We start from the raw sequence: 20,112 nt of genomic DNA, 5'->3' as shown, positions 1-20,112 counted from the left end.
TGTCATCTATCCTATGCTCCAGCTTAGATTGCAAACGTAATCTAAATGGGCCCGCAACGCTGGGAGCAGACATGGAACTGAAGAACGCGGTCGCCGTGGTCACGGGCGCCAACCGAGGACTGGGCCGCCATCTGGCCGTCCAGCTTCTGGAGCGCGGCGCGAAGGTGTACGCGGCGGCGCGCCGCCCGGAGAGCGTGGACGTGGCCGGAGCCATCCCGCTGCGCCTGGACGTGACCGACGAGGAGTCCATCCAGGCCGCGGCCCGCCTCGCGTCGGACGCGACGCTGCTGGTCAACAACGCCGGGATCTCCACCGGCACCCCGCTGATCGCCGCCGACCTGGCGGCGGTGCGGCTGGAGATGGAGACGAACTTCTTCGGCCCGCTCGCCGTGACGCGGACCTTCGCCCCGGTCATCGAGGGCAACGGCGGCGGCGCCGTGGTCAACGTCCTGTCCGTGCTGTCCTGGTGGCACCCGGCCGTTACCGGGGCCTACGCGGCGGCCAAGGCCGCCGCCTGGGCGCAGACCAACGCGGTTCGCGAGGAACTGGCCCCGCGCGGCATCGCCGTCTCGGCGCTGCACGTCGGATACATGGACACCGACATGGCCGCCGACGTTCCCGCCGACCAGAAGGCCGACCCCGTCGACGTCGCGGCCCAGGTCCTGCACGGCATCGAGAACGGCCTGCCCGAAATCCTCGCCGACGAGGTCACCCGGAACATCAAGCAGAGCCTGTCCACCACGCTGAACCCCGCCTGAACCGCGTTAATGCTGCCATCCAGGACGAACACCATGCCTGGCCGCCCACGGGCGAGAAAGGGAGACGATGATGAGGGCCTTCATGGTCGAGCGCTACGGCGGCGAGGCCGGTGTGCGGGCTGGTGAGATGGCGGACCCGCAGGTCGGCGCGGGCGACGTGCTGATCCGGATCCACGCGGCGAGCATCAACCCGCTCGACCTCAAGATCCGGGACGGGGAGTTCAAGGCGATCCTGCCCTACCGGGTCCCGTTCGTCCTGGGCAACGACCTGGCCGGGGTGGTGGTCGGCGTGGGTGCGGACGTCAGCAGGTTCGCGGTGGGCGATGAGGTGTACGCGCGGCCCGGCAAGGACCGGATCGGCACGTTCGCCGAACTGATCGCCGTGCATCAGGACGACGTCGCGATCAAACCGGCCACGCTGACCATGGAGGAGGCCGCGTCCCTTCCCCTGGTCGCCCTGACTTCATGGCAGGCGCTGGTCGAGCGGGCACACGTCCGGCCGGGCCAGAAGGTCCTCATCCACGCGGGCTCCGGCGGCGTCGGCACCATCGCCATCCAGCTGGCCAAACACCTGGGCGCGACCGTGGCCACGACCACCAGCACCGCCAACGTCGACCTGGTGAAGAGCCTGGGCGCGGACGTCGTCGTCGACTACAAGAAACAGGCGTTCGAGACGGTCCTGCACGACTACGACGTCGTGCTGGACCCTCTCGGCGGTGAGAACATCACCAAGTCCCTACGGGTCCTCAAGCCCGGCGGGAAGGTCATCAGTATCGCCGGGCCGCCCGACGCCGCTTTTGCCCGGGAACTCGGGGCGAATCCGATCATCCGGCTCACGATGACCGCGCTGAGCTTCCAGACTCGCCGCCGCGCCCGACGCCACCGCGTCACGTACGCGTTCCTGTTCATGAAGGCCAACGGCGGCCAACTCCGCGAGCTCACCCCGCTCATCGACGCGGGCGCGATCCGGCCCGTCGTCGACCGCGTCTTCCCGTTCGAGGAAACCCGAGAAGCACTGGCCTACGTGGAGGCGGGACGCACGAAGGCCGGCAAGGTCGTCGTCACGATGATGTCCGCGGCCTGATCCCCACTGAGCTCGGGCGAGAATGGGCCGACCGTGCCGTCCCGCAGGTCGCGGGCCATCACTCGACGACGGAGGAGGATGCCTCCGGCCGTCAAGAGGAGAACGGCGGCGACCGCGCCCGATGACCTACGGGATGACGTCCGCCACGATCTTGGCGGCGGCCTTCTGGCACGAGGAGATCCGCCCGCTGATGCTCGCCTGAGCGGCCGAGTTGCTGGCGCAACGCCATCCACCGACGGCCGCGACCCCAGCGCTGCCCTGCTTGGGGGTATCCGGCCGGTAGTAGGTCCGGAAGACCTTCAGCGCCGTACGGCAATCGGCCCGCCCCGCGGACACCGCGACCGCGGCCATGGGCCCGCCGCCGGGCGGCTGAAGCTCACCGCACACGGTCCCGGGTCCGGCGAGCTTCCGCGAGGGCCGAGCCGTCGGCGTCCCCGTCTCCGGTGCTTTCGTCTTGGCCGGTTCCGGCGCCGATGTGGCGGGGGTCGCCAGGGTGGCGGACGGTGCCGCCTCCGGCTCGGTCTTCTCCCCGCAGGCGCTCAGGAAGAGCAACAGCACCGGAACACAGGCGATGACTCGTGACCGCACGAAACAGAACTCCGCAACTCGACGTCAAGGTCGGCGTAGTCTCTCACGCCCCAGCACATTGCTCCGCCACACCGACGTCCGTCGTCATCGCTGAAACTTTCACCGCCGCACAGCATGAGGATGAGGCCCTCTCCATGCTTTTCACCGCCCGTGACCTCGGCTGACGTGCTGTCTCCGGGTTGGGGTCGCCGGGTCCTCCGCGTACGGGAGACCTTTCCAGGCTCGGCGGTGCGTGCTTCACTTCGCTCATCCATCGGAAAGCGCTTACCAAGCTCACGGAGACGAAGGATGCGCCTGAAAGCCGTCATCGCATGCGCCGGCCTGCTGGCCGGCGTGCTCGTCGCACTGTCACCATCCATCGCGAATGCCGCGACCACCCGGTACGAGGCCGAAACCTCGCCGGCGGTCTGCACCGGGACGATCGACTCCAACTGGGCCGGCTACTCCGGCAGCGGCTTCTGCAACGGCACCAACGCCGCGGGCGCCTACGTCCAGTACACGGTGAACGCCTCGGCGGCGGGTACGGCGACGCTCGGGGTGCGGTTCGCCAACGGCACCACCAGCAGCCGTCCCACCAACCTGATGGTCAACGGTACGACCGTGCAGTCGGTGTCGTTCGAAGGCACGGGCACGTGGGACGCCTGGACCACCAAGACGTTGACCGTCAACCTGACCTCGGGCAGCAACACCATCCGGCTCGACCCCACAGGCAGCACCGGCCTGGCGAACATCGACTACCTCGACGTCACGTCGGGTAGCACACCCCCACCGACCGGCACGCTGTACGCGTCGCCGAACGGCAGCGCGAGCGCGCCCGGAACGGAGTCGGCCCCGACGACGCTCGCCTCGGCGATCACCCGCGTCACCGCGGGCGGCGTGATCTACGCGCGCGGCGGGACCTACAACCTCTCGCAGACGCTCACCATCGCGCCGGGCAACAACGGCACCTCAAGCGCCCGCAAGAAACTGTCCGCCTACCCGGGGGAAACCCCGGTACTGAACTTCTCGGCCCAGAGCGAGGACCCGGCCAACCGCGGGCTGGCCCTGAACGGGTCGTACTGGCACCTCTACGGCATCGTCGTCGAGCGGGCCGGTGACAACGGGATCTTCGTCGGCGGCAGCAACAACATCATCGAGCGTACGGTGACGCGCTTCAACCGTGACTCGGGGCTGCAGATCTCCCGGATCGCCTCTGACACCCCTCATGATCAGTGGCCGTCCAACAACCTCGTCCTGAGCGCGGAGTCGCACGACAACGCCGACTCCGACGGAGAGGACGCCGACGGATTCGCCGCGAAGCTCACCGCCGGCCCCGGCAACGTCTTCCGCTACGCGGTGTCTCACAACAACATCGACGACGGCTGGGACCTCTACACCAAGACGGACACCGGAGCCATCGGCCCGGTCACCATCGAGGACTCCCTGTCCTACAACAACGGCACCCTCAGCGACGGCAGCCAGGCCGGCAACGGTGACCGCAACGGCTACAAGCTCGGTGGCGAGGACATCGCGGTCAATCACGTGATCCGGCGCAGCATCGCCTACCACAACGGCAAGCACGGGTTCACCTACAACCGCAACCCGGGCTCGATGTCGATCTCGGACAACGTCAGCATCGACAACACCGAGCGCAACTACTCCTTCGACGCCGGTACCTCGGTGTTCCGCAACAACGTCTCATGCCGCAGCGGCAGCGGGACCAACGACAGGATCGTGGGTAACTCCGACAGCTCCAACCAGTTCTGGTCGGGCTCGAACGGGTCCCGGTGCTCCTCCTACTCGGGTGCCCTGCACTGGTCCTTCGCCGCGGACGGCCGCCTCGTGGTCACCTTCGGCGGCTAGCCGGCGACGCCATTCCCGATCGCAGCCCTCAGACGTCCAGAGCGCCGCCGCCGATCCGCCGGAGCGCGACCCCCACCACGTCCTCCACGAGAAGCAGCCCGAAGTGTCGGGAATCCAGGCTGTGCTGGGCATTGTCGCCCAGCACAGCGACCCTGCCCGCCGGTACGACCCCGCCGCCGAGTGCCGCGGGCAGTTCCTCGCCCGCGCTCGCGACCAGCCGCTTGACCAGCAGCGGCGGGTCGCCCTTGGGATTGCGGATCACCACGATGTCGCGGGTCACCGCGGCGCCGCGCCTGGCCAGCAGTCGCTCGCCCGCGCGCAGCGTGGGCTCCATGCTGAGACCTACGACCGTGACCACCATGCGCCGCCTCCGCAGCCACAGCAGCACGCCGCCGACGACCAGCGCCGCCACCCCGATACCGACCGCCGCGACTCTCATTCCGCGCTCTCCGTGACGTAGCCCGTGGACTGCAGGGTGAAAAGTCTGGCATAGGCGCTCTGCCGCCCCATCAGCTCGTCGTGCCGCCCCTGCTCGACGATCCTGCCCTCCTCCAGGACCACGATGAGGTCGGCGTCCCTGACCGTGTTGAGGCGGTGTGAGATCAGCAGGCTCGTACGGCCCGCCCTGCTCGCCCGCATCCTGGCGTGGATGTCGTACTCGGCCTCCGGGTCCAGCCCCGAGCTCGGCTCGTCGAGGATCATCAGCTCCGGCTGGTCACGCAGCATCGCCCTGGCGATCGCCACCCGCTGCCACTGCCCACCCGACAGCACCACGCCCGCGGCCTGCGCGTCGTCGTCCTCCTCGGAGACGCCGAAGAACACGCGAGTCAGCAGCGTCTCGTAACCCTGCGGTAGCGATGCCAGCAGGTCGTGGACGCCCGCCTGCCGCGCCGCCCTCTCGACGGCCGACCGGTCTTCGATGCGCCGCAGGTCGCCGAGGCCGACGTTCTCGGCCGCCGACAGGTCGTAGGACATGTGATCCTGGAACACGGCGCTCACCCTGGCGCGCAGCTCGGCGGGGTCGACATCGCGGATGTCCACTCCGTCCCAGAGGATCGCGCCCTTGGTCGGGTCGTAGAAGCGGCAGAGCAGTTTGACCAGCGTGCTCTTGCCCGCCCCGTTGAGTCCGACGAGCGCGACGGCTTCGCCGTACGGGATGAAAAGCGTGAGGCCCCGCAGGATCCAGGGATGGTCGTCGCTGTAGCGGAACCAGAGGTCGCGCAGCTCGATGCCGCGCCTCAGCGCGGGCAGCGGCGCGGCCTTGAGGGGCACGGGCAGGTCGGAGGCGGTCTCGGTGACGTCGAGGTAGTGGCCGAACAGCTGCAGGTTCTGCGCGATCTGCGCGATCGTCTGCACCAGCGTGTTCAGTCCCAGCTGCGCGCCGGCGACCGCGCCCGCGAACAGCACCACGTCACCGACGCTGAGCGCGCCGTCGCGCGCGGCCAGGCCGGCCCACACCAGGCCGCCGCCCGCGATGAGCGCGGTGAGGAGCTCCAGCGCGCCGTTCATGGTGAGCTGCCGCAGGTCCATGCGGCGCTGCGCGGTGTTGACCAGGCCGCGCTCGCGCACCATGCGCTCGCGCAGGAACGCGCCGACGCCAAAGAGCCTGATCTCCTTGGCGGCCTCCTCGCCGGTCAGCAGCTGGCTGTAGAAGAACTCGCGGCGCTGCGCGGGGCTGGTCTGCCACATCATCGCCGTTCGCTGCCTGGCCAGCCGCAGTTGTACGGCGAGCGTCGGCACGAGCGTGGCCAGCACGATCGCCGTCATCCAAGGGTTGATCACGATCAGCGCGCCCACGAAACCGGCAAGCGTCAGCGTCGACCGCGCGCTCTCGAACGCCGAGCCGAGCAGCCCGTGACAGGTGACCGTGGCCTGCTGCCCGAGGCGCAGCCGGTCGAGGAAGTCGGGGTCCTCGAAGTACCGCAGCCCGACGAACCTCTCCGTCGCCGCGAACAGCCGGTCGGTCGCGCGCAGCCCGACCGCCCTGCCCAGCGCCGAGTTGGCGTACGTGGAGATACCCGGCAGCAGCCCGGCGGCCAGCCCGCACGCGGCCAGCCCGAGCACGGCGCCGAGCACCGACCCTTGTCGCGTTGTCAGCGCGTCGAGCAGCGCCTTGGTGAGCAAGGTGGTGGCCACGGGAAGGACCGCCTGAGCGAGGGTGGCGGCCGCGTAGACCACCACCATCGCCGGCGCGCTGCGCCAGGCCAGCCCCGCGACCGCGGCGAGTGAGCGCGGCCAGGAGCGGTCAGCCACGAGCGGGGGTGAGGACACCGTCCAGCGCGTCGAGCGTGTGACCGGCGGCGAGCACCGTGCGGGTCTCATCGACCAGGAACACGCGGGGGAAGGCCTCCACCTTGAACGCCTTGGCGAGCGGCCCGCCGTCCGGATCGCCACTGACGATCTTGGCGACCGGGGAGAGCAGCTCCTGCATGTCGCCCATCTCCTCGGGGAACCCCGCGATCACGGCGATCACCCCGTCACGCCCGGCGGCCAGCTCGGCGAACTTGGGCGCGAGCTCCTTGCACGGCGCGCACGAGGGAGAGAAGAAGCCGATGAGAGTCCGCTCACCCAGAGCGGCGGCCGACAGCGTCTCGCCCTCGCTGGTCGTGGCCTCGAACTCGCCCGCCACCTCGCCGGCCTCAAGCCCGGGCCCCGGGTTGCCGGTCCGCTCGTAAAGGCTGTCGAGCCGCTGTGTGTGATCGCGCAGCCTGCGGATGACGCCGACCACCAGCACCAGATTGAGCAGGGACACCAGGCTGAAGACGAACACTGCCGCCCACAGAGCGAAAACCATCACGAGCTCCTCATCACGAACAGGGGCTGAGTTGCGTACACGAAGAGGGCGAACTGCAGTCCATCGCGCACCTTGGAGAACGCGGACGCCACGAAAACCGCCGCCAGGAGCGTGCCCGCGGCGATGGCGAGATAGATCACGAGCATCCCCCCGGGAAGTTGAGCAGACCGGGCCCACTGAGGTGAGGCCCGGACTGCGGAGTCGGCTAACGACTAGCACTTACTCCAGGCGCCGCAGTTGAGGGTGCAGGCGCCGTTGTAGCAGCAGGTACGCACGTAGCAGGTACCCGAGCCCTTCCACTGCTGGAAGCAGTCCGGCGGGCAGCCGGCGGCGGCCTTGACATTCGGGACGAGCATGGCGACCATGCGGTCACTGAGGTCCTTGAAAATACGCATGAATCCCTCACTTCTGAGAATGCAGAACGGTGAATATCGCATTTTCCTATAATGCGACCAGGGAATGCCTGAAATACGCTTGTGGCGATATGTAGGCATGGATTCAGAGCGTTATATGCGCAGGTAGTTACGCCGCACTCCGCCTTGTCCCGGGGCAGAGCCTGGCCACCAAGCCGGCCCCGAGAATAGAAGTGAGCGCACCATTACCCCCTTTCCGGACACTGCAGGGCTTGATCACAACGGAGTCAAGCAGCCGTGCAAGTGTCCGTCAAGGCCTCTAAAACGTGAATTATTGTGCCTCCGGAATATGCCCAGGTCGTTTCGTTGGCGAAGCTGGTCACTGTCCACTTTCGCCCGCCGACCAGATGCCCGCCGATGCAGAAGTGGGCTCGGCATCGGTCTCCGGGACCCCAGCGGGGACCTTGTCCGGCGTCATCCGCTCAGGGCAGAGCTTCCCAGCCCCCGAACGGACTGTCGGCTCCTGGAGCCGATTGCCTGCGGGCATGGACAACGCCGTCGGTCCCCACGGCGAACATCACGGCGGCCCCGTTCGCATCGAGCGTGACCGCCGGGTAATCGACGATGGTCCCGCCGAGGTCGGCCCACGTGCCGTAACCGCTGCCGTTCGCGATCGACTGCTTGGTCATGCTGACCCCGGTCGCGGCGTTGCGCTCGAACATCAGGATCCGCGAGTCCAGACCAGCCGGTGTGGTGACGAGTGCGGGCTCACCAACCCCCGCATGTCCCCCGATCACGGCAGGCGTGGTGCTCCAGACGAGGCCGGCCACGAGTTGGTAGCTGACGACCATCGCGGCGGTGCCGGCGCGGCGGTAGGCCACGTGGAGGCGCCCGTCCTGGGACAGAGCGAGCGAGGGCGGGCTGGCCGGGGTCATCGACGGGACGGTGGTGTCGCGGGTGAAACTGCCGTTGGGGGTGGACTGATACCAGCGCAGCAGCCGAGTCCTGGAGCTGGCGAACAACTCGATGCGGCCCAACGGCGTGGTGATGGCGCTGAGGCCGTCCTGCACGTCGGTGCCGCCCTGGTTCTGCCACGCGCCCCAGCCGCCGTTGGCCGCGGTCTGGACGCGGCTGCTGACCCCGCCATTGCCGTTCTTGACGAACATCTGCATGCGGCCGTTGGCGTTGGAGGCGACAACGGGCAGACCGATCTGTTCCTGGACTTCCCAGTCCGTGTGGGGGTTGCCCAGGTCGCTCCAGCTCCCTGTCCAGGCGCCATTGGCCGCGGTCTGGGACATGGTGACGATGTGATGATCGGTCATTCGCCTGGCGAAGATCGCCAGGCGGCCGTCGGCCTGTTTGCCCACGCTGATCGCGGCCCCCAAAGCGCCGCCCGCGCCGGCCAGCACGTGCGGGCCGTCCCACGCCCCGGCCGGGGTCTGCCCGTAGGTGGTCACCACACCGTTTCGCACCACGAAGATCTGGGGTCTGCCGTCAGCGTTCCGGCCCGCCCAATGGGTTCCCCTGGCCCAGCGGTAGTACATCCGCGTCGGCCACACGTTCGGGTCGAACGCGTGGTCGTACTGGATGTAGTGATCGATGATCGCGCTCTTACGGGCGCTGATCGCGGTTGTCAGGTTCATGGGCGCGTCGGCGATGTTGTAGTCGCGGTAGTTCACCAGCAGAACCGGCAAGCCTGACGCCTCGGCGGCCTCCCCGGCCAACCGTCCCGCGGCCACGTGGTCGCCGTGGCCCGGGTCGTAGCGGTTGTCGACGATGGGGTCTTGGGCGCGCAGCACGTTGGGCTGGTAATGGTTCATCAACCCCACCAGTACGGTGATCACGTCAGCGTGATCGTAGGTGTACGACTCGCTCACCAGGCCGTTCTCAGGGATGATCGTGTGATCGACGAAGTCGTCCACGACGTTGAACCAGCCGATTTCGTTGTCCCGCATATTCATGAACACCAGCTGGATCTGCGGATGGCTCGTGAGCGTGTATCGCTCGACCTGCCGATCCGCGATCGTCCAGGCCACCCCGATCCACTCCTCCTGGGCGGCCGGATCCACATCCGGCGCTCCCGCCATCCGGGCGTAGGCGTCGAGCATGCCGCGCTGCCGATTACGGGCCCGCTGCTCGTCGGTGTCACCGTCGCCGGTGACCTGCCCCGCGGTCATGAAGACCGTCACGTTCGCCGCCCCCGACTGGATCGAGTCGTCGATGTCGGGGTTCATGAACAGGATGTCGTCGTCCTCATGCGCCACGATCTGCATGAACGCGCCGGGTGCGATGGCGGGCGTGGCGACGGCCACTCCGCCCATCGGCACCAACACGACGAGCGTCGCGAGCACGGCTAACAGCCGCGACCAGAATGATGTAGTCCTGCCTCCGCGCATGTGCTTCCCCCCACGCAGGCCGTACTGGACCAAAAGGGTTTTAAGGGTCCAGGGTCGAATAGTGAATAGTTCTCAACCGGAGAGCAAGGGGAAGCTCGATAACAACTGTGTAACACGCTTTGCGTGGAGGTCGTTCTCTCTGGGGAAATGGCTCTGACCTGGTAAGACGCCTTGGAGTGGTCGCTCCGGCCGCCTTCGATGTGCGCGAATGGATGCGCCTGGCGTTTGGCGACCGGTCGCTTCTGGGGTTGACTGGGCGGCGAGTATAAATTGACTATAAAATTCGAGAGGAAAGGAATTTCGCGCGGGATTCGAATCCCTTTCCGCCCGGCTCCCAGGCCTTCGGTTTCGCCGACACCACGGGCGAACGCCGGATGACGCTGTCAGTCAGCGTGCAGCGCGACGATCCGGTGGTCGCGCCGCGATTACTCCAGGCCCGCGAGTTCGCTCTCGAAGCGCTCGCGCAGCGCGGTCTTCTCCGGCTCCGGCAGCCAGCACGCCTCCACCCCGGCCAGCGCCATCGCACGCAACCGCTCATCCGGTACGGCGAGCTGATCGGAGAGGATCCGATACTCCTGCGCCAGCGACGTCGGGAACATCCCAGGGTCGTCGGAAGCCGGAATGACGTTGAGCCCGGCCTCGAGCATCGCCGCGATCGAGGCCCGCCGCCACGGCCGCCACGAGCGCCGCGAGGTGGTCGAGATGACCGTGAACGGGATCTGCTCGTCCCTGACCCTGGCGACGACCTCGTCGTCCTCCAGGACGAAATAGCCGTGGTCGATCCGGTCGCACCCGAGCACGTCGAGGCAGGTGACCGTGTTGACGGCGACGGGTGCGTGCTCGGAGGAGTGAGCGGTACGGCGGAGCCCGGCCTGACCGGCGAGCCGGAAGGCGGCCTCGAACCGCTCGGGCGGCCCGGCGGTCTCCAGGTTGTCCAGCCCGATCCCGGCCACGTAGTCGTGCGGGTTGTCCACCACCGTACGAATCCAGGAGAGCGCCTCCTCGCCCGAGGTGCTCCGGTCGACGGCCGCGATGAGCCTGCCCGACATGCCGAAGTCGCGTTCCGCCATCCTGATGCCCTCGGCGTACGCCTCGACCACCGTGGCGTAGCCGAGCTTCTCCTGGTGTTCGGTCAGCGTGTCGAAGGAGACCTCGAGATGCCTGGTCGCGCTGGTCCGGTGGGCGTTCTCGAACGCCTCATAGGTGATCCTGGTGAGATCGTCGGCGTCGCGCAGGACCTGGAGAACCCACGAGGACACCTGGAACAGCGAGTAGGAGACCGCGGGCTCGTCCGCGCTCCTGCCCTGCGGAACCGGGATCCGGGTGTTCAGGTAGAGCGCCGGGTCCGGCGGGAGCGAGTTCACATCCGCGTAGATCCGCTCGGGTGTGTCGGGCAGGTCGAGCCCCTCCCGCCTGGCCAGCTCGGCGAAGGTCGAGGCGCGCACGGTGCCGATGAGGTGGCAGTGCAGATCGACCTTGGGCATCAGGTCGAGGTTCACTTGCCGGCCACCTCGCGGGTGAAGCGGTCGACCCAGGTGGTGCGGGTGTCGACGAGCTGGGCGGGGTCGAGGGTCTTGAACCCGGCGGCCACGGGGTCCTTAGCCGCCTCGCCCGTCACCTTGGCGACCTCGGCCGGGATCTCGGCCTTCGGGTTCGTGGGCAGGTCACCGGCGGCCTTGGCCATGGCGCTCTGCGCCTCGGCCGAGAGCATGTAGTCGATGAACTTCGCCGCGCCCTGCTGGTTGCGCGCGCCCTTGGGGATCATCGCCCGGTTGGTGGCCATGTAGCGGCCCTTGGCGGGAGCGGTCCAGGCGATCGGCTCGCCCGAGGTGACCAGCTTGGTGGCGAAGCCGCTCAGCGCGTCGGCGGCGACGATCTCGCCTTGGGTCAGCAGGTTCGTGACCTCGGTCGAGGAGGTGTAGAACTGCAGGACGTTCGGCGCCCACCCGGACAGGGTCTTCAACGAGGTGTCGATGTCATAGGGGCCCTTGCCGTACGACTCACCCACCCCCGAAATCATGAGTTGTCCGGCGGTCACCGAAATATCGGGAAGCGCGACCTTACCCTTGTTCGCCGGGCTCGCGAACAGTGCCCAGTCGGCGGCCTGCTTCTGGCTCAGCTTGCCGGTGTTGTAGATGATCCCGTTGAGCTGGTGCGTGTAGGCCGGCCCCTCGAAGGTGCCCTCGGTGGCGAACGGCGCCAGCTGCTTGATGTTGGGCACGTCCACCTTCTGGAAGAGGCCGTCCTTCTGCCCGAGTGCGGCGAAGTAGTCGGAGATCAGCACCACGTCCGCCTCCGGCTTACCCTTGGCGAGCCTCAGCTTCGACAGCCGGTCGGAGTTGGACCCCGTGTCCAGCTCGACCTTGATCCCCGTCTGCTTGGTGAACGGAGCGACGACCGCCTGCTCGAACTCCTTCACACCGAAGGGGAAGGTGCTGACGACGAGGGTGTTCTGATCGGCCTGCTTCTCGGCGGAGCCGGAGCCGGAACATCCGGCTGCGGCCAGCACTGTCAGAGCAGCGGCCAGTATGGCGGCACGGCGCGTGGGCATGAGGTCGTTCCTTCTTCCCATGAACTTTTTCCAGTGAACTTCCAGCTGAACTTTCAGCGGGGGAGTGAGACCAGATGGTCGTCCGGCGCGATCACCGTGACGCTCGATCCGGGTGTCAGGGGCGTGTCGCCGCGTACGTCGGCGCGCAGCCTGACGCTCGCGCCCGACGGGTCGGTCACGTCGAGCGAGACCAGCAGGTCGACGCCGCGGAAGGCCACGTCGACCACCTTCGCGTCAAGGCCCTGACCCTTCTCGGCGATGCGCAGATGCTCGGGCCGGATGGTCAGCGGGGTGCCGTCGGCCGCGGTGAGGAAGTTCTCGTAGCCGAGGAACTCGGCGACGAAGCGGTCAGCCGGACGAGGGAAGACCTGCTGCGGAGCGCCCTGCTGCACGATCCTGCCCTCGTTCATGATGACCATCTCGTCGGACATCTCCAGCGCCTCGTCCTGGTCATGGGTGACGAGGATGACGGTCAGCCTGGTCTCCGCCTGGATGCGCCTGATCTCGGCCCGCATCTGGACGCGCAGGCGGGCGTCGAGGTTGGACAGCGGCTCGTCGAGCAGCAGGAGCTTGGGCCTGATCGCGATCGCCCTGGCCAGTGCCACCCGCTGCTGCTGACCGCCGGACAACTTCTTCGGCTTGCGGTCGGCCAGGTGCGCGAGCCCGACGAGTTCGAGCGTCTCCATGACCCGCGACCGTCTTTCCGCGGACGGCACCTTGCGCAGCTTGAGCCCGTAACCGACGTTGTCGGCCACCGTCATGTGCGGGAACAGCGCGTACGACTGGAAGACCATCCCCAGATTCCGCTTCTCCGGCGGCGTGCGCGTACTGTCGACCCCGTCGATGCGGATCGTCCCCGACGTCGGTGCCGAGTAGCCCGCGATCATCCGCAGCGTGGTGGTCTTGCCGCAGCCGCTCGGCCCCAGGAGCGTCGTCAGCTGCCCTGAGGGCACGGTGAGGTCGATCTCATCGACGGCGGTGAAGGAGCCGAACCTCTGGGTGACTGCGACCAACTCGGCGGCGGCGGTCATTGGTTGATCCCTCCGAAGATCTTGGCGAATCCGACCGTGCGCTCGGCGATCACCGCGATGACCACGGTGGCGGCCAGCACGAGGGTGGACGCGGCGGCGACCATCGGGTCGTAGGACTGCTGTACGTAGTCGAGCATCGTCACCGGCAACGTACGGAAGTCGCGTCCCTGTAGCAGGAGCGACAGCGGCACGTTGTTGAAGGAGGTGACCGCGCTGAGCAACCCGGCGGAGAAGATTCCCGGCCGCAGGATGGGCAGCGTCACGTTGAAGAACGCGCGCAGCGGCGAGGCGCCGAGCCCGCGGGCGGCCTCCTCCAGCGCGGGGTCGGCCAGCGCGAGCGAGGCGCCGGTCACGCGTACCGCGTAAGGCAGCATCAGCGCCGTGTGCCCGACCAGCAGGGTGCTGAAGTTGTCCAGGTCCAGGCCGACCATCAGCTGCTGGAACAGCGCGAGGCCGACGACCAGCTCAGGGACGATGAGCGGCGACAGGAACAACCCCTCGACCAGCCCCTTACCAGGCAGCTTTCCCCGGTGGACGGCGAGCGTGACAGGCACGCCGACCAGCAGCGCGAGAGCGGTGGCGAGTACGGCGAGCTCCAGGCTGGAGATCGCGGCCCCGATGAACGGCTCGTAGCCGAGCGCCTCGTCGAACCAGCGCAGCGAGATCCCGTCGGGCGGGAACCTCAGGGTGCTGCCCGCCGTGAAGGCGGTGGCGACCACGAAGATGATCGGCACGATCATGATGACGTAGCCGATGACCGCGAGCGCCGCCGTGATCGGCCGCTTCATGAGGTGGCCCCCTTCCGCCCGATCAGCGAGGACAGCCCGGAGACCAGGAAGACCAGGACCGTCATGATGAGCGCCGTCGCCGAGGCGGAGGCCCAGTCGACCGTGGTGCTCGCGTAGTTGAACAGCTGCGTGGACAGCATCCGCTGGCTGGACCCGCCGAGCAGATAGGGCGTGGTGTAGGCGGTGACGGACCCCGCGAAGACCAGGGTTGCGGCCACCACGATGCCCGGCATGGTCAGCGGGATGACGACGCTCCACATCGTGCGGATCCTGCTCCCGCCGAGCCCGCGCGAGGCGTCGTCCAGGCCGGGATCGACCTGGGCGACGGCCGAGTAGCAGGAGATGATCGCCAGCGGCAGGAACAGCTGCGTGAGGCCGAGGATGATCGCCAGCTTGGTGTAGAGCAGTTGCGGCGCCACCTCGACGATGCCCAGCTGGACGAGCAGTTGGCCGAGCGCCCCCTTGGAGCCCAGGATCACCAGCCAGCCGAAGGTCCGCACCACGTTGCTCAGCATCAGTGGGAAGATCGCCACAGCCAGGAAGACGCCGCTCCAGCGTGACGGCGAGCGGGCGAGCCAGTAAGCGATGGGGAAGCCGAGGACGACGCAGATGATCGTGACAGCCAGCGCCAGCCCGACCGTGCGCCCGATCACCTCGAGGTCGTAGGGATCCGTGAGCATCTCGCCCAGGCGCGCGAAGATCTCGCTGGTCGCCACGTCCGGCGGCGCGAAGAGCATCGCGGCGGAGGGGATGAGGAAGCCTGCGACGAGAAGGACGAGACCAGGCACCAGTAGAAAGGCCGATGTGCGGGAGATGTCGGCGTCCTTTCTCAGTGGCGTACGCTTACCTGGAACCGGTTGCGGAACCGGTTCCAGGAGCCTGACCATAAGTTATGAGCGGCCTCGCGCACAAACCCCTGTGTGAAATCCGTGTGACGATTCAAGGAGGATGAGTGCCGACACTCGCGGACGTCGCCGCGCTGGCCGGGGTTTCGAAGGCGACGGCCTCCCGCGCGCTGGGCCGGCCGGACCTGGCCGCCCCGGAAACGGTGGCCCGCGTCCGCGCGGCCGCTGAGCAGCTCGGATTCGTCCCCAACCGGGCGGCCACCCAGCTGGCCAGCGGTAGGACCGGGGTGGTCGCCGTCGTGGTGCCCACGCTCGACAATACCTTCTTCACCCCGATCATCGGCGGGGCCCAGGCGCGCGCGGCCGACTCGGGCATGCAGCTGACCATCTCGGTGCACTCTCTGGAGCACACGGCCCAGATCGCCGCGGTCGAGCAGCTCGCGCACCAGGTCGACGGCTTCCTGCTCACCGCGCCCCGAGGTTCGGACGAGATCGTCCGCGCCGCCGCGTCCTTCAAGCCGACCGTGCTCATCGACCGCGAGATCGAGGGCATGACCTCGGCGGTCGCCGACACGGCCACCGCCTTCGGCGCGCTCGTCACGTGGTTCGTCGAGAAGGGCCACGAGCGCATCGTCTACATCGGCGGCCCGGCGGGCTCCTGGCAGGATCGCCAGCGCCAGGCGGCCATCCGCGCCGCGACCGAGTCGAGCGGCGCGACGCTGACCATGCTCGGCCCGTACCCCTCGACGTTCGCCGCCGGAGTGGCGACGGCGGAGGCCGTGGTGGCCGCCCGCGCCACCGCAGTCGTCCCCTATGCGACCTCGATCGGCCTCGGCCTCATGTTCGCCCTGCTCAGCCGCGGCATCCGCGATGTCGTGGTCAGCTCGGAGCGCATGATCGTCGAGAGCCTCGGCCTGGACGACGTCCCCTCGATCGACGTGGACGGCGAAAAACTCGGTGAGGTGGCCATGGACCAGCTCATGACCCTCCTCGGCGAGCGCAAGGAGTCACCACCCACCAGACGCCGCCTGACCGTCCCGATCAGCTAGGCGGGTGCCGGCCGGGCCTGCGCCCGCGCGATGCGCGCCTTGACATCGCGAAAGTGCAGCCGCATCGCCTCCCGTGCGGCCTCGGCGTCCCGAGCGCGAAGCGCCGCCACGATCCGGCGATGGTTGACGGCGATCTCAGCGCTCCGCTCCTCCGGCGGGCCGAGTGTCGGCTCGACCTCGTGGTAGACGTCCCAGAACAGGCCGATCAGCTGCAGCACGAGTTCGTTGCCGCACGAGTCGTACAGCAGCGCGTGGAAGGCCCGATCGGCTTCCCGGTCCCGATCCATGCCGTTGGCCAGGGCCTCCAACGCGGCGAGCCGGGGGGCGCTGGTGCTCTGAGCCACCTGGCCGATCAGCCCGGTCTCGAGCAGCTCGCGGACCTCGACCAGATCGTGCAGCGCGCGGATCCCGCCCGGCCCCGAACGCACCCGGAAGGCGAACGTGGCAGTCAGCGCGTCGAGCGATGCGTGCCCGACGAACGTCCCATGTCCGTGCCGGATCTCGATGATGCCCAGCGCCTGCAGGGCCCGCAAGGCCTCGCGGACGCTGTTGCGGCTCGTCCCGAACAGCTCCATCAATTGCAGTTCGGTCGGCACAGGTGACCCGGGGGCCAGTCCGCGCTCGTGGATCAGGGCGACGATGCGCTCCTGAAGCGAGGCGTCGTCGCTCGTACGCATGCGACCTCCAGGCTCGTCGAAGACCTTGCGTCAAACATCCCACCTCGGTCCGGGAAGGCCAGCCCGGGGCAGGAAAGTTTACGCCGACGACACAGATGACCCACCAGGCGGACACGGCCTGTTCGCATGCTCGTCCGGGACGTAGGATGTCCTATGTTTGCTGAAACGGATAGGACGTCCTTCAGCTACCGTCAAGGCGCGGCGATGACGCCCGCGGGGCCCGCGAGCGCCATCGCCAAGCGGTCGATGTCCCCTTAGCCGACCTGGTCGAACGGTAGCCGCAGCCCAAGCTGACCGCCGATCGGGAGGTTCCGCTCTCGGATCAGGTCCAGTTCGGGGTCGGTGAGGGCGCGCCGGTAGACGCGTACCTCGTCCAGCGTCCCACGGAAGCGGTCCACGCCGTCCAACCGCTGTCCGACGTGGATCCCCTCAAGACCGAACTCCTTGCCGAGGGTCACCGAACCGGCCGGCGCCGCCGCCGACGAGACCTGTACGCCGTCCACCAGGAGCCGGAGCTCGCCACGTACCCGCTGGAGCGCCACGAAGTGCCACTGCCCGTCGTTGTACGCGCTCGGCGACTGTACGGTCACGTTGAACCGGTCGACGGAGAGGACCGCCCGGATGCGGTTGCTGGCCGGTTCGGCCCGCAGCCACAGCGCCGGCGGGTTGGTGCCCCTGTTCACCCGGTGGAACCAGAGGATCGTGTGCGCGCCGGTCTGCTCCGAATACCGGATCCAGGAGGTCAGCGTGAAGTCCTTCGCGCCGAGGTCGATGGAGCCGTTGAACGGCACCTCCACCCGGTCGTCCACCCGGTCCAGGGCCAGCCCGCCGCCGAACCGCCCGTCGGTGGTCTGCGCACCACCGCGGACGTACGCCTGGTTGCGGTACGGCGACGTGTCCGGCGTCGTCGGGCCAGGCGCCGGGGGGCCGGGGATGCCAGGCGGGGTGCCGTTCGGCGTCTCCAGGTACGCCTCGTTGAACCGCGCGAACCGGATCTGCTCGTACGGCGTGATGTTGCCGGCCTCGTACATCAGGGCCGCCTCGTCGCCGTCCAGACGTACCATGTCCGAGTACGCCGACGGCCCCCAGTAGAAGACCTTGCCCTCATCCCACGTCTCGAAGCGGCGCCCCTCGTCGTAGGACGACCTGATCCCCATCGCTTCCCGGGCACCCGGGTGCATCGGTGCGGAGAAGAGGATGCGCTTGTCGCTGAACCGCAGCAGCGACGCCTGGATGTCGGTCGTGGCCAGCGCCGACATGGTGCTGAACGGCGCGTCCCACGTCTCGCCGCTGTCGCTGCTGGTCGCGTACGCCCGGTTGCCCTTGTCGGTGCCGCGCTCACGGGCCGAGGCGTAGATCCGCCCGTCCGTCAGCTCGATGACGGTGACCTCCTGGGCGATGACCGTGCCGTCGTCGCGGGAGGTCTCCGCGCCGATGTGCCACGTCACCCCGCTGTCGTCGCTGTAGAGCAGGTGCGTGCCGTAGACGTGCTTGCCGACCCGGTCCCAGCTTTCGAAACTCGCCCCGACGACCAGCCGGCCGGCGTGCGGGCCGAGCTTGAGCTGGATGCCGTGCATCGGGCCGGTGGCGTACCAGAAGTTCCACTCCGGACGCTTGCCCTCGGTCATCTCCCTGGCGGCCGACCAGGTCGCCCCGTGGTCGTCACTGAACTGCACCCAGGGGTCGCGGTCACAGCCGTTCGGGCACGGCTCCCCGCCGTTGTGGGTGCTCACCAGCACGATCCGCCCGGTGCGCTCGTCGACGATCGGCACCGGGTTGCCGTGGGTCGTGCCGTTGCCCTCCGAGATCACCTGCAGTGGTCCCCAGGTTCGCCCGCCGTCGGCTGAACGGCGCACCACGAGGTCGATGTCCTCGTCGTCGCCGCAGTCCTTCACCCGTCCTTCGGCGAACGCCAGGACCATGCCGTTCGTGGCCCGCACCACGGCGGGGATCCGGAAGCAGCCGTATCCGAAGTCGCCCTGTTTGTAGAGCACCTGCTCGTCCACGAACGGTGCGGTGTCGGCGCTCGCGCCGGCCTCGGCGGTTGTCGCCGGCGCCGCGGTCGCCGGCGCGCCGAACGCGCTGACGAGTAAGCCGGCAAGCACCGCTACGGCGCCCGCCCTGCGGCGCCAGGAGCGGCGTCCGGTACGGCTCTCTGGGGGGTGACCATTGTGCATGTCCTCGCCCTTCGTGACAGGAGAAGGTTACGAGAGGACATCCTACGTCCAACGTCCCATGTTAAATAGTGATGAACGTAGAATGTTGTCCAGAGGGCGTGATGGGAGTCCTTACAGGTTGCGAACGTCAGCCCCCGCCTCCTTCGCCCGACCGGTTGCGATGATTACTGTCGGCCAGGTGAAGGTGATGGTCACCGGCTCTGCCGGTTTCATTGGAAGTCATGTGGTCGAGTCGTTCGAGGCGGCCGGGCATGAGGTGTCGGGACTCGACCTGCGCGAGGGCGCTGATCTTCGCGAGCGGGACACCCTGGATCGGTTGCTGCCCGGGGTGGACCTGGTCGTTCATCAGGCGGCGAAGGTCGGGCTCGGCGTGGACGTGGCCGACCTGCCGGACTACGCCTCGGTCAACGTGTACGGCACCGCCATGCTGCTGGCCGCGATGGCCAGGCATCATGTCGGACGGCTGGTGCTGGCCTCCTCGATGGTGGTCTACGGCGAGGGCGCCTACGACTGCGCCGAACACGGCCGGATCAGGCCCGGCCCGCGCGCGGCGGCGGACCTGGAACGGGGGCGGTTCGACCCGTCCTGCCCTGTCTGCGGCGAAGTGGTGCGCTCGGCCGTGATCGGGGAGGACGCGCCGATGGACCCGCGCAACGCCTACGCCACGACCAAGCTGGCCCAGGAACACCTGGCCGCGAACTGGGCGAGAGAGACCGACGGGAGCGCGGTGGCGCTGAGATACCACAACGTGTACGGGCCGCGGATGCCGCGCGACACTCCCTACGCGGGTGTCGCCGCCATCTTCAGGTCGGCGCTGGAAGCCGGACGGGCGCCCCGGGTGTTCGAGGACGGCTGTCAGATGCGCGACTTCGTGCACGTGCGCGACGTGGCGCGAGCGAACCTGGCGGCCGCCGAGGCCGAGCCGGTCGCGGGTGGCCTGGTCGCGTACAACATCGCCAGCGGCGTCCCGCACTCCGTCGGGCAGATGGCCGCCGCCCTGGCGGCGGAGCGCGGTGGGCCCGAGCCCGTCGTCACCGGCGAATACCGGCTGGGCGACGTACGGCACATCGTCGCCGCGCCCGGTCGGGCCCGCGCCGAGCTCGGGTTCGAGGCCGAGATCGGCTTCGAGACCGGCATGAAGGAGTTCGCCACCGCCGCTTTGGGGACGCCATGACCCGC

At 68.4% G+C, this 20,112-nt stretch carries 19 protein-coding genes; 5 read left to right on the top strand and 14 right to left on the bottom strand.

Annotated elements, in window-relative coordinates; all coding sequences use genetic code 11:
- Positions 1-71: 71 nt before the first annotated feature.
- A complete protein-coding gene (locus AB0H88_RS03475) occupies positions 72-758 on the top strand; it encodes an SDR family oxidoreductase (protein ID WP_357640724.1) in 687 nt (228 codons plus the stop codon).
- 67 nt (positions 759-825) lie between these two features.
- Entirely contained in the window at positions 826-1,842 is a 1,017-nt protein-coding gene (locus AB0H88_RS03470; RefSeq protein ID WP_357640721.1) for an NADP-dependent oxidoreductase, read from the top strand.
- Positions 1,843-1,968: 126 nt separating this feature from the next.
- Here AB0H88_RS03470 and AB0H88_RS03465 read toward each other — a convergent pair whose 3' ends face one another.
- Positions 1,969-2,430 (bottom strand): hypothetical protein, encoded by a 462-nt coding sequence (locus AB0H88_RS03465; protein WP_357640720.1) that lies wholly within the window; start codon positions 2,428-2,430, stop codon positions 1,969-1,971.
- 288 nt (positions 2,431-2,718) lie between these two features.
- On the opposite strand from AB0H88_RS03465, the gene AB0H88_RS03460 reads away from it, so the two are divergent.
- Complete coding sequence (locus tag AB0H88_RS03460; RefSeq protein ID WP_357640719.1) at positions 2,719-4,272, top strand: carbohydrate-binding protein; 1,554 nt, start codon at positions 2,719-2,721, stop codon at positions 4,270-4,272.
- 28 nt (positions 4,273-4,300) lie between these two features.
- On the opposite strand, the gene AB0H88_RS03455 is transcribed toward AB0H88_RS03460, so the two are convergent.
- The 11 genes from AB0H88_RS03455 to AB0H88_RS03405 all read right to left on the bottom strand — a co-directional run bounded on the left by AB0H88_RS03455 (position 4,301) and on the right by AB0H88_RS03405 (position 14,973).
- Positions 4,301-4,711: a S26 family signal peptidase gene (locus AB0H88_RS03455; protein ID WP_357640718.1), complete on the bottom strand. Its 411-nt coding sequence runs from the start codon at positions 4,709-4,711 to the stop codon at positions 4,301-4,303.
- Positions 4,708-6,525 carry an ABC transporter ATP-binding protein gene (locus tag AB0H88_RS03450; RefSeq protein ID WP_357640716.1) on the bottom strand — a complete coding sequence of 606 codons (1,818 nt, stop codon included), beginning with the start codon at positions 6,523-6,525 and terminating at the stop codon, positions 4,708-4,710. Before AB0H88_RS03450 ends, AB0H88_RS03455 begins: the two co-directional genes overlap by 4 nt.
- Entirely contained in the window at positions 6,518-7,066 is a 549-nt protein-coding gene (locus AB0H88_RS03445) for a hypothetical protein (RefSeq protein WP_357640714.1), read from the bottom strand. Before AB0H88_RS03445 ends, AB0H88_RS03450 begins: the two co-directional genes overlap by 8 nt.
- On the bottom strand, positions 7,066-7,212 hold the full coding sequence (locus tag AB0H88_RS03440) for a hypothetical protein (protein ID WP_357640712.1): 147 nt from the start codon (positions 7,210-7,212) through the stop codon (positions 7,066-7,068). The genes AB0H88_RS03445 and AB0H88_RS03440 overlap by 1 nt, the downstream gene beginning before the upstream one ends.
- 66 nt (positions 7,213-7,278) lie before the next feature.
- Positions 7,279-7,461: a hypothetical protein gene (locus AB0H88_RS03435; RefSeq protein WP_357640709.1), complete on the bottom strand. Its 183-nt coding sequence runs from the start codon at positions 7,459-7,461 to the stop codon at positions 7,279-7,281.
- Positions 7,462-7,901: 440 nt separating this feature from the next.
- On the bottom strand, positions 7,902-9,815 hold the full coding sequence (locus tag AB0H88_RS03430) for a PIG-L family deacetylase (RefSeq protein ID WP_357640706.1): 1,914 nt from the start codon (positions 9,813-9,815) through the stop codon (positions 7,902-7,904).
- Positions 9,816-10,240: 425 nt separating this feature from the next.
- Positions 10,241-11,314 (bottom strand): hypothetical protein, encoded by a 1,074-nt coding sequence (locus AB0H88_RS03425; RefSeq protein WP_357640704.1) that lies wholly within the window; start codon positions 11,312-11,314, stop codon positions 10,241-10,243.
- Positions 11,311-12,366: a polyamine ABC transporter substrate-binding protein gene (locus AB0H88_RS03420; RefSeq protein WP_357640702.1), complete on the bottom strand. Its 1,056-nt coding sequence runs from the start codon at positions 12,364-12,366 to the stop codon at positions 11,311-11,313. Before AB0H88_RS03420 ends, AB0H88_RS03425 begins: the two co-directional genes overlap by 4 nt.
- 53 nt (positions 12,367-12,419) lie before the next feature.
- Positions 12,420-13,397, bottom strand: coding sequence for an ABC transporter ATP-binding protein (locus AB0H88_RS03415; protein ID WP_357640699.1), 978 nt, complete (start codon positions 13,395-13,397; stop codon positions 12,420-12,422).
- Entirely contained in the window at positions 13,394-14,185 is a 792-nt protein-coding gene (locus AB0H88_RS03410) for an ABC transporter permease (protein WP_357640697.1), read from the bottom strand. Before AB0H88_RS03410 ends, AB0H88_RS03415 begins: the two co-directional genes overlap by 4 nt.
- Entirely contained in the window at positions 14,182-14,973 is a 792-nt protein-coding gene (locus AB0H88_RS03405; protein WP_357640695.1) for an ABC transporter permease, read from the bottom strand. Before AB0H88_RS03405 ends, AB0H88_RS03410 begins: the two co-directional genes overlap by 4 nt.
- A 164-nt stretch (positions 14,974-15,137) precedes the next feature.
- On the opposite strand from AB0H88_RS03405, the gene AB0H88_RS03400 reads away from it, so the two are divergent.
- The gene (locus AB0H88_RS03400) at positions 15,138-16,079 is read left to right on the top strand and encodes a LacI family DNA-binding transcriptional regulator (RefSeq protein WP_357640692.1); all 942 of its coding nucleotides are present in this window, start codon (positions 15,138-15,140) and stop codon (positions 16,077-16,079) included.
- On the opposite strand, the gene AB0H88_RS03395 is transcribed toward AB0H88_RS03400, so the two are convergent.
- Together AB0H88_RS03395 and AB0H88_RS03390 are read right to left on the bottom strand one after the other, a co-directional pair.
- Positions 16,076-16,756 carry an FCD domain-containing protein gene (locus AB0H88_RS03395; RefSeq protein WP_357640691.1) on the bottom strand — a complete coding sequence of 227 codons (681 nt, stop codon included), beginning with the start codon at positions 16,754-16,756 and terminating at the stop codon, positions 16,076-16,078. The two genes, AB0H88_RS03400 and AB0H88_RS03395, sit on opposite strands and share 4 nt — an antisense overlap.
- Positions 16,757-17,010: 254 nt before the next feature.
- Positions 17,011-18,933, bottom strand: coding sequence for a sialidase family protein (locus AB0H88_RS03390; protein WP_357640689.1), 1,923 nt, complete (start codon positions 18,931-18,933; stop codon positions 17,011-17,013).
- Positions 18,934-19,120: 187 nt separating this feature from the next.
- On the opposite strand from AB0H88_RS03390, the gene AB0H88_RS03385 reads away from it, so the two are divergent.
- A complete protein-coding gene (locus AB0H88_RS03385) occupies positions 19,121-20,107 on the top strand; it encodes an NAD-dependent epimerase/dehydratase family protein (protein WP_357641990.1) in 987 nt (328 codons plus the stop codon).
- Positions 20,108-20,112 lie beyond the last annotated feature (5 nt).

It is taken from the genome of Nonomuraea sp. NPDC050680 (genome assembly GCF_040654555.1).
Taxonomy (GTDB): Bacteria; Actinomycetota; Actinomycetes; order Streptosporangiales; family Streptosporangiaceae; genus Nonomuraea.
This window is presented reverse-complemented; position numbering and strand designations above follow the sequence as displayed.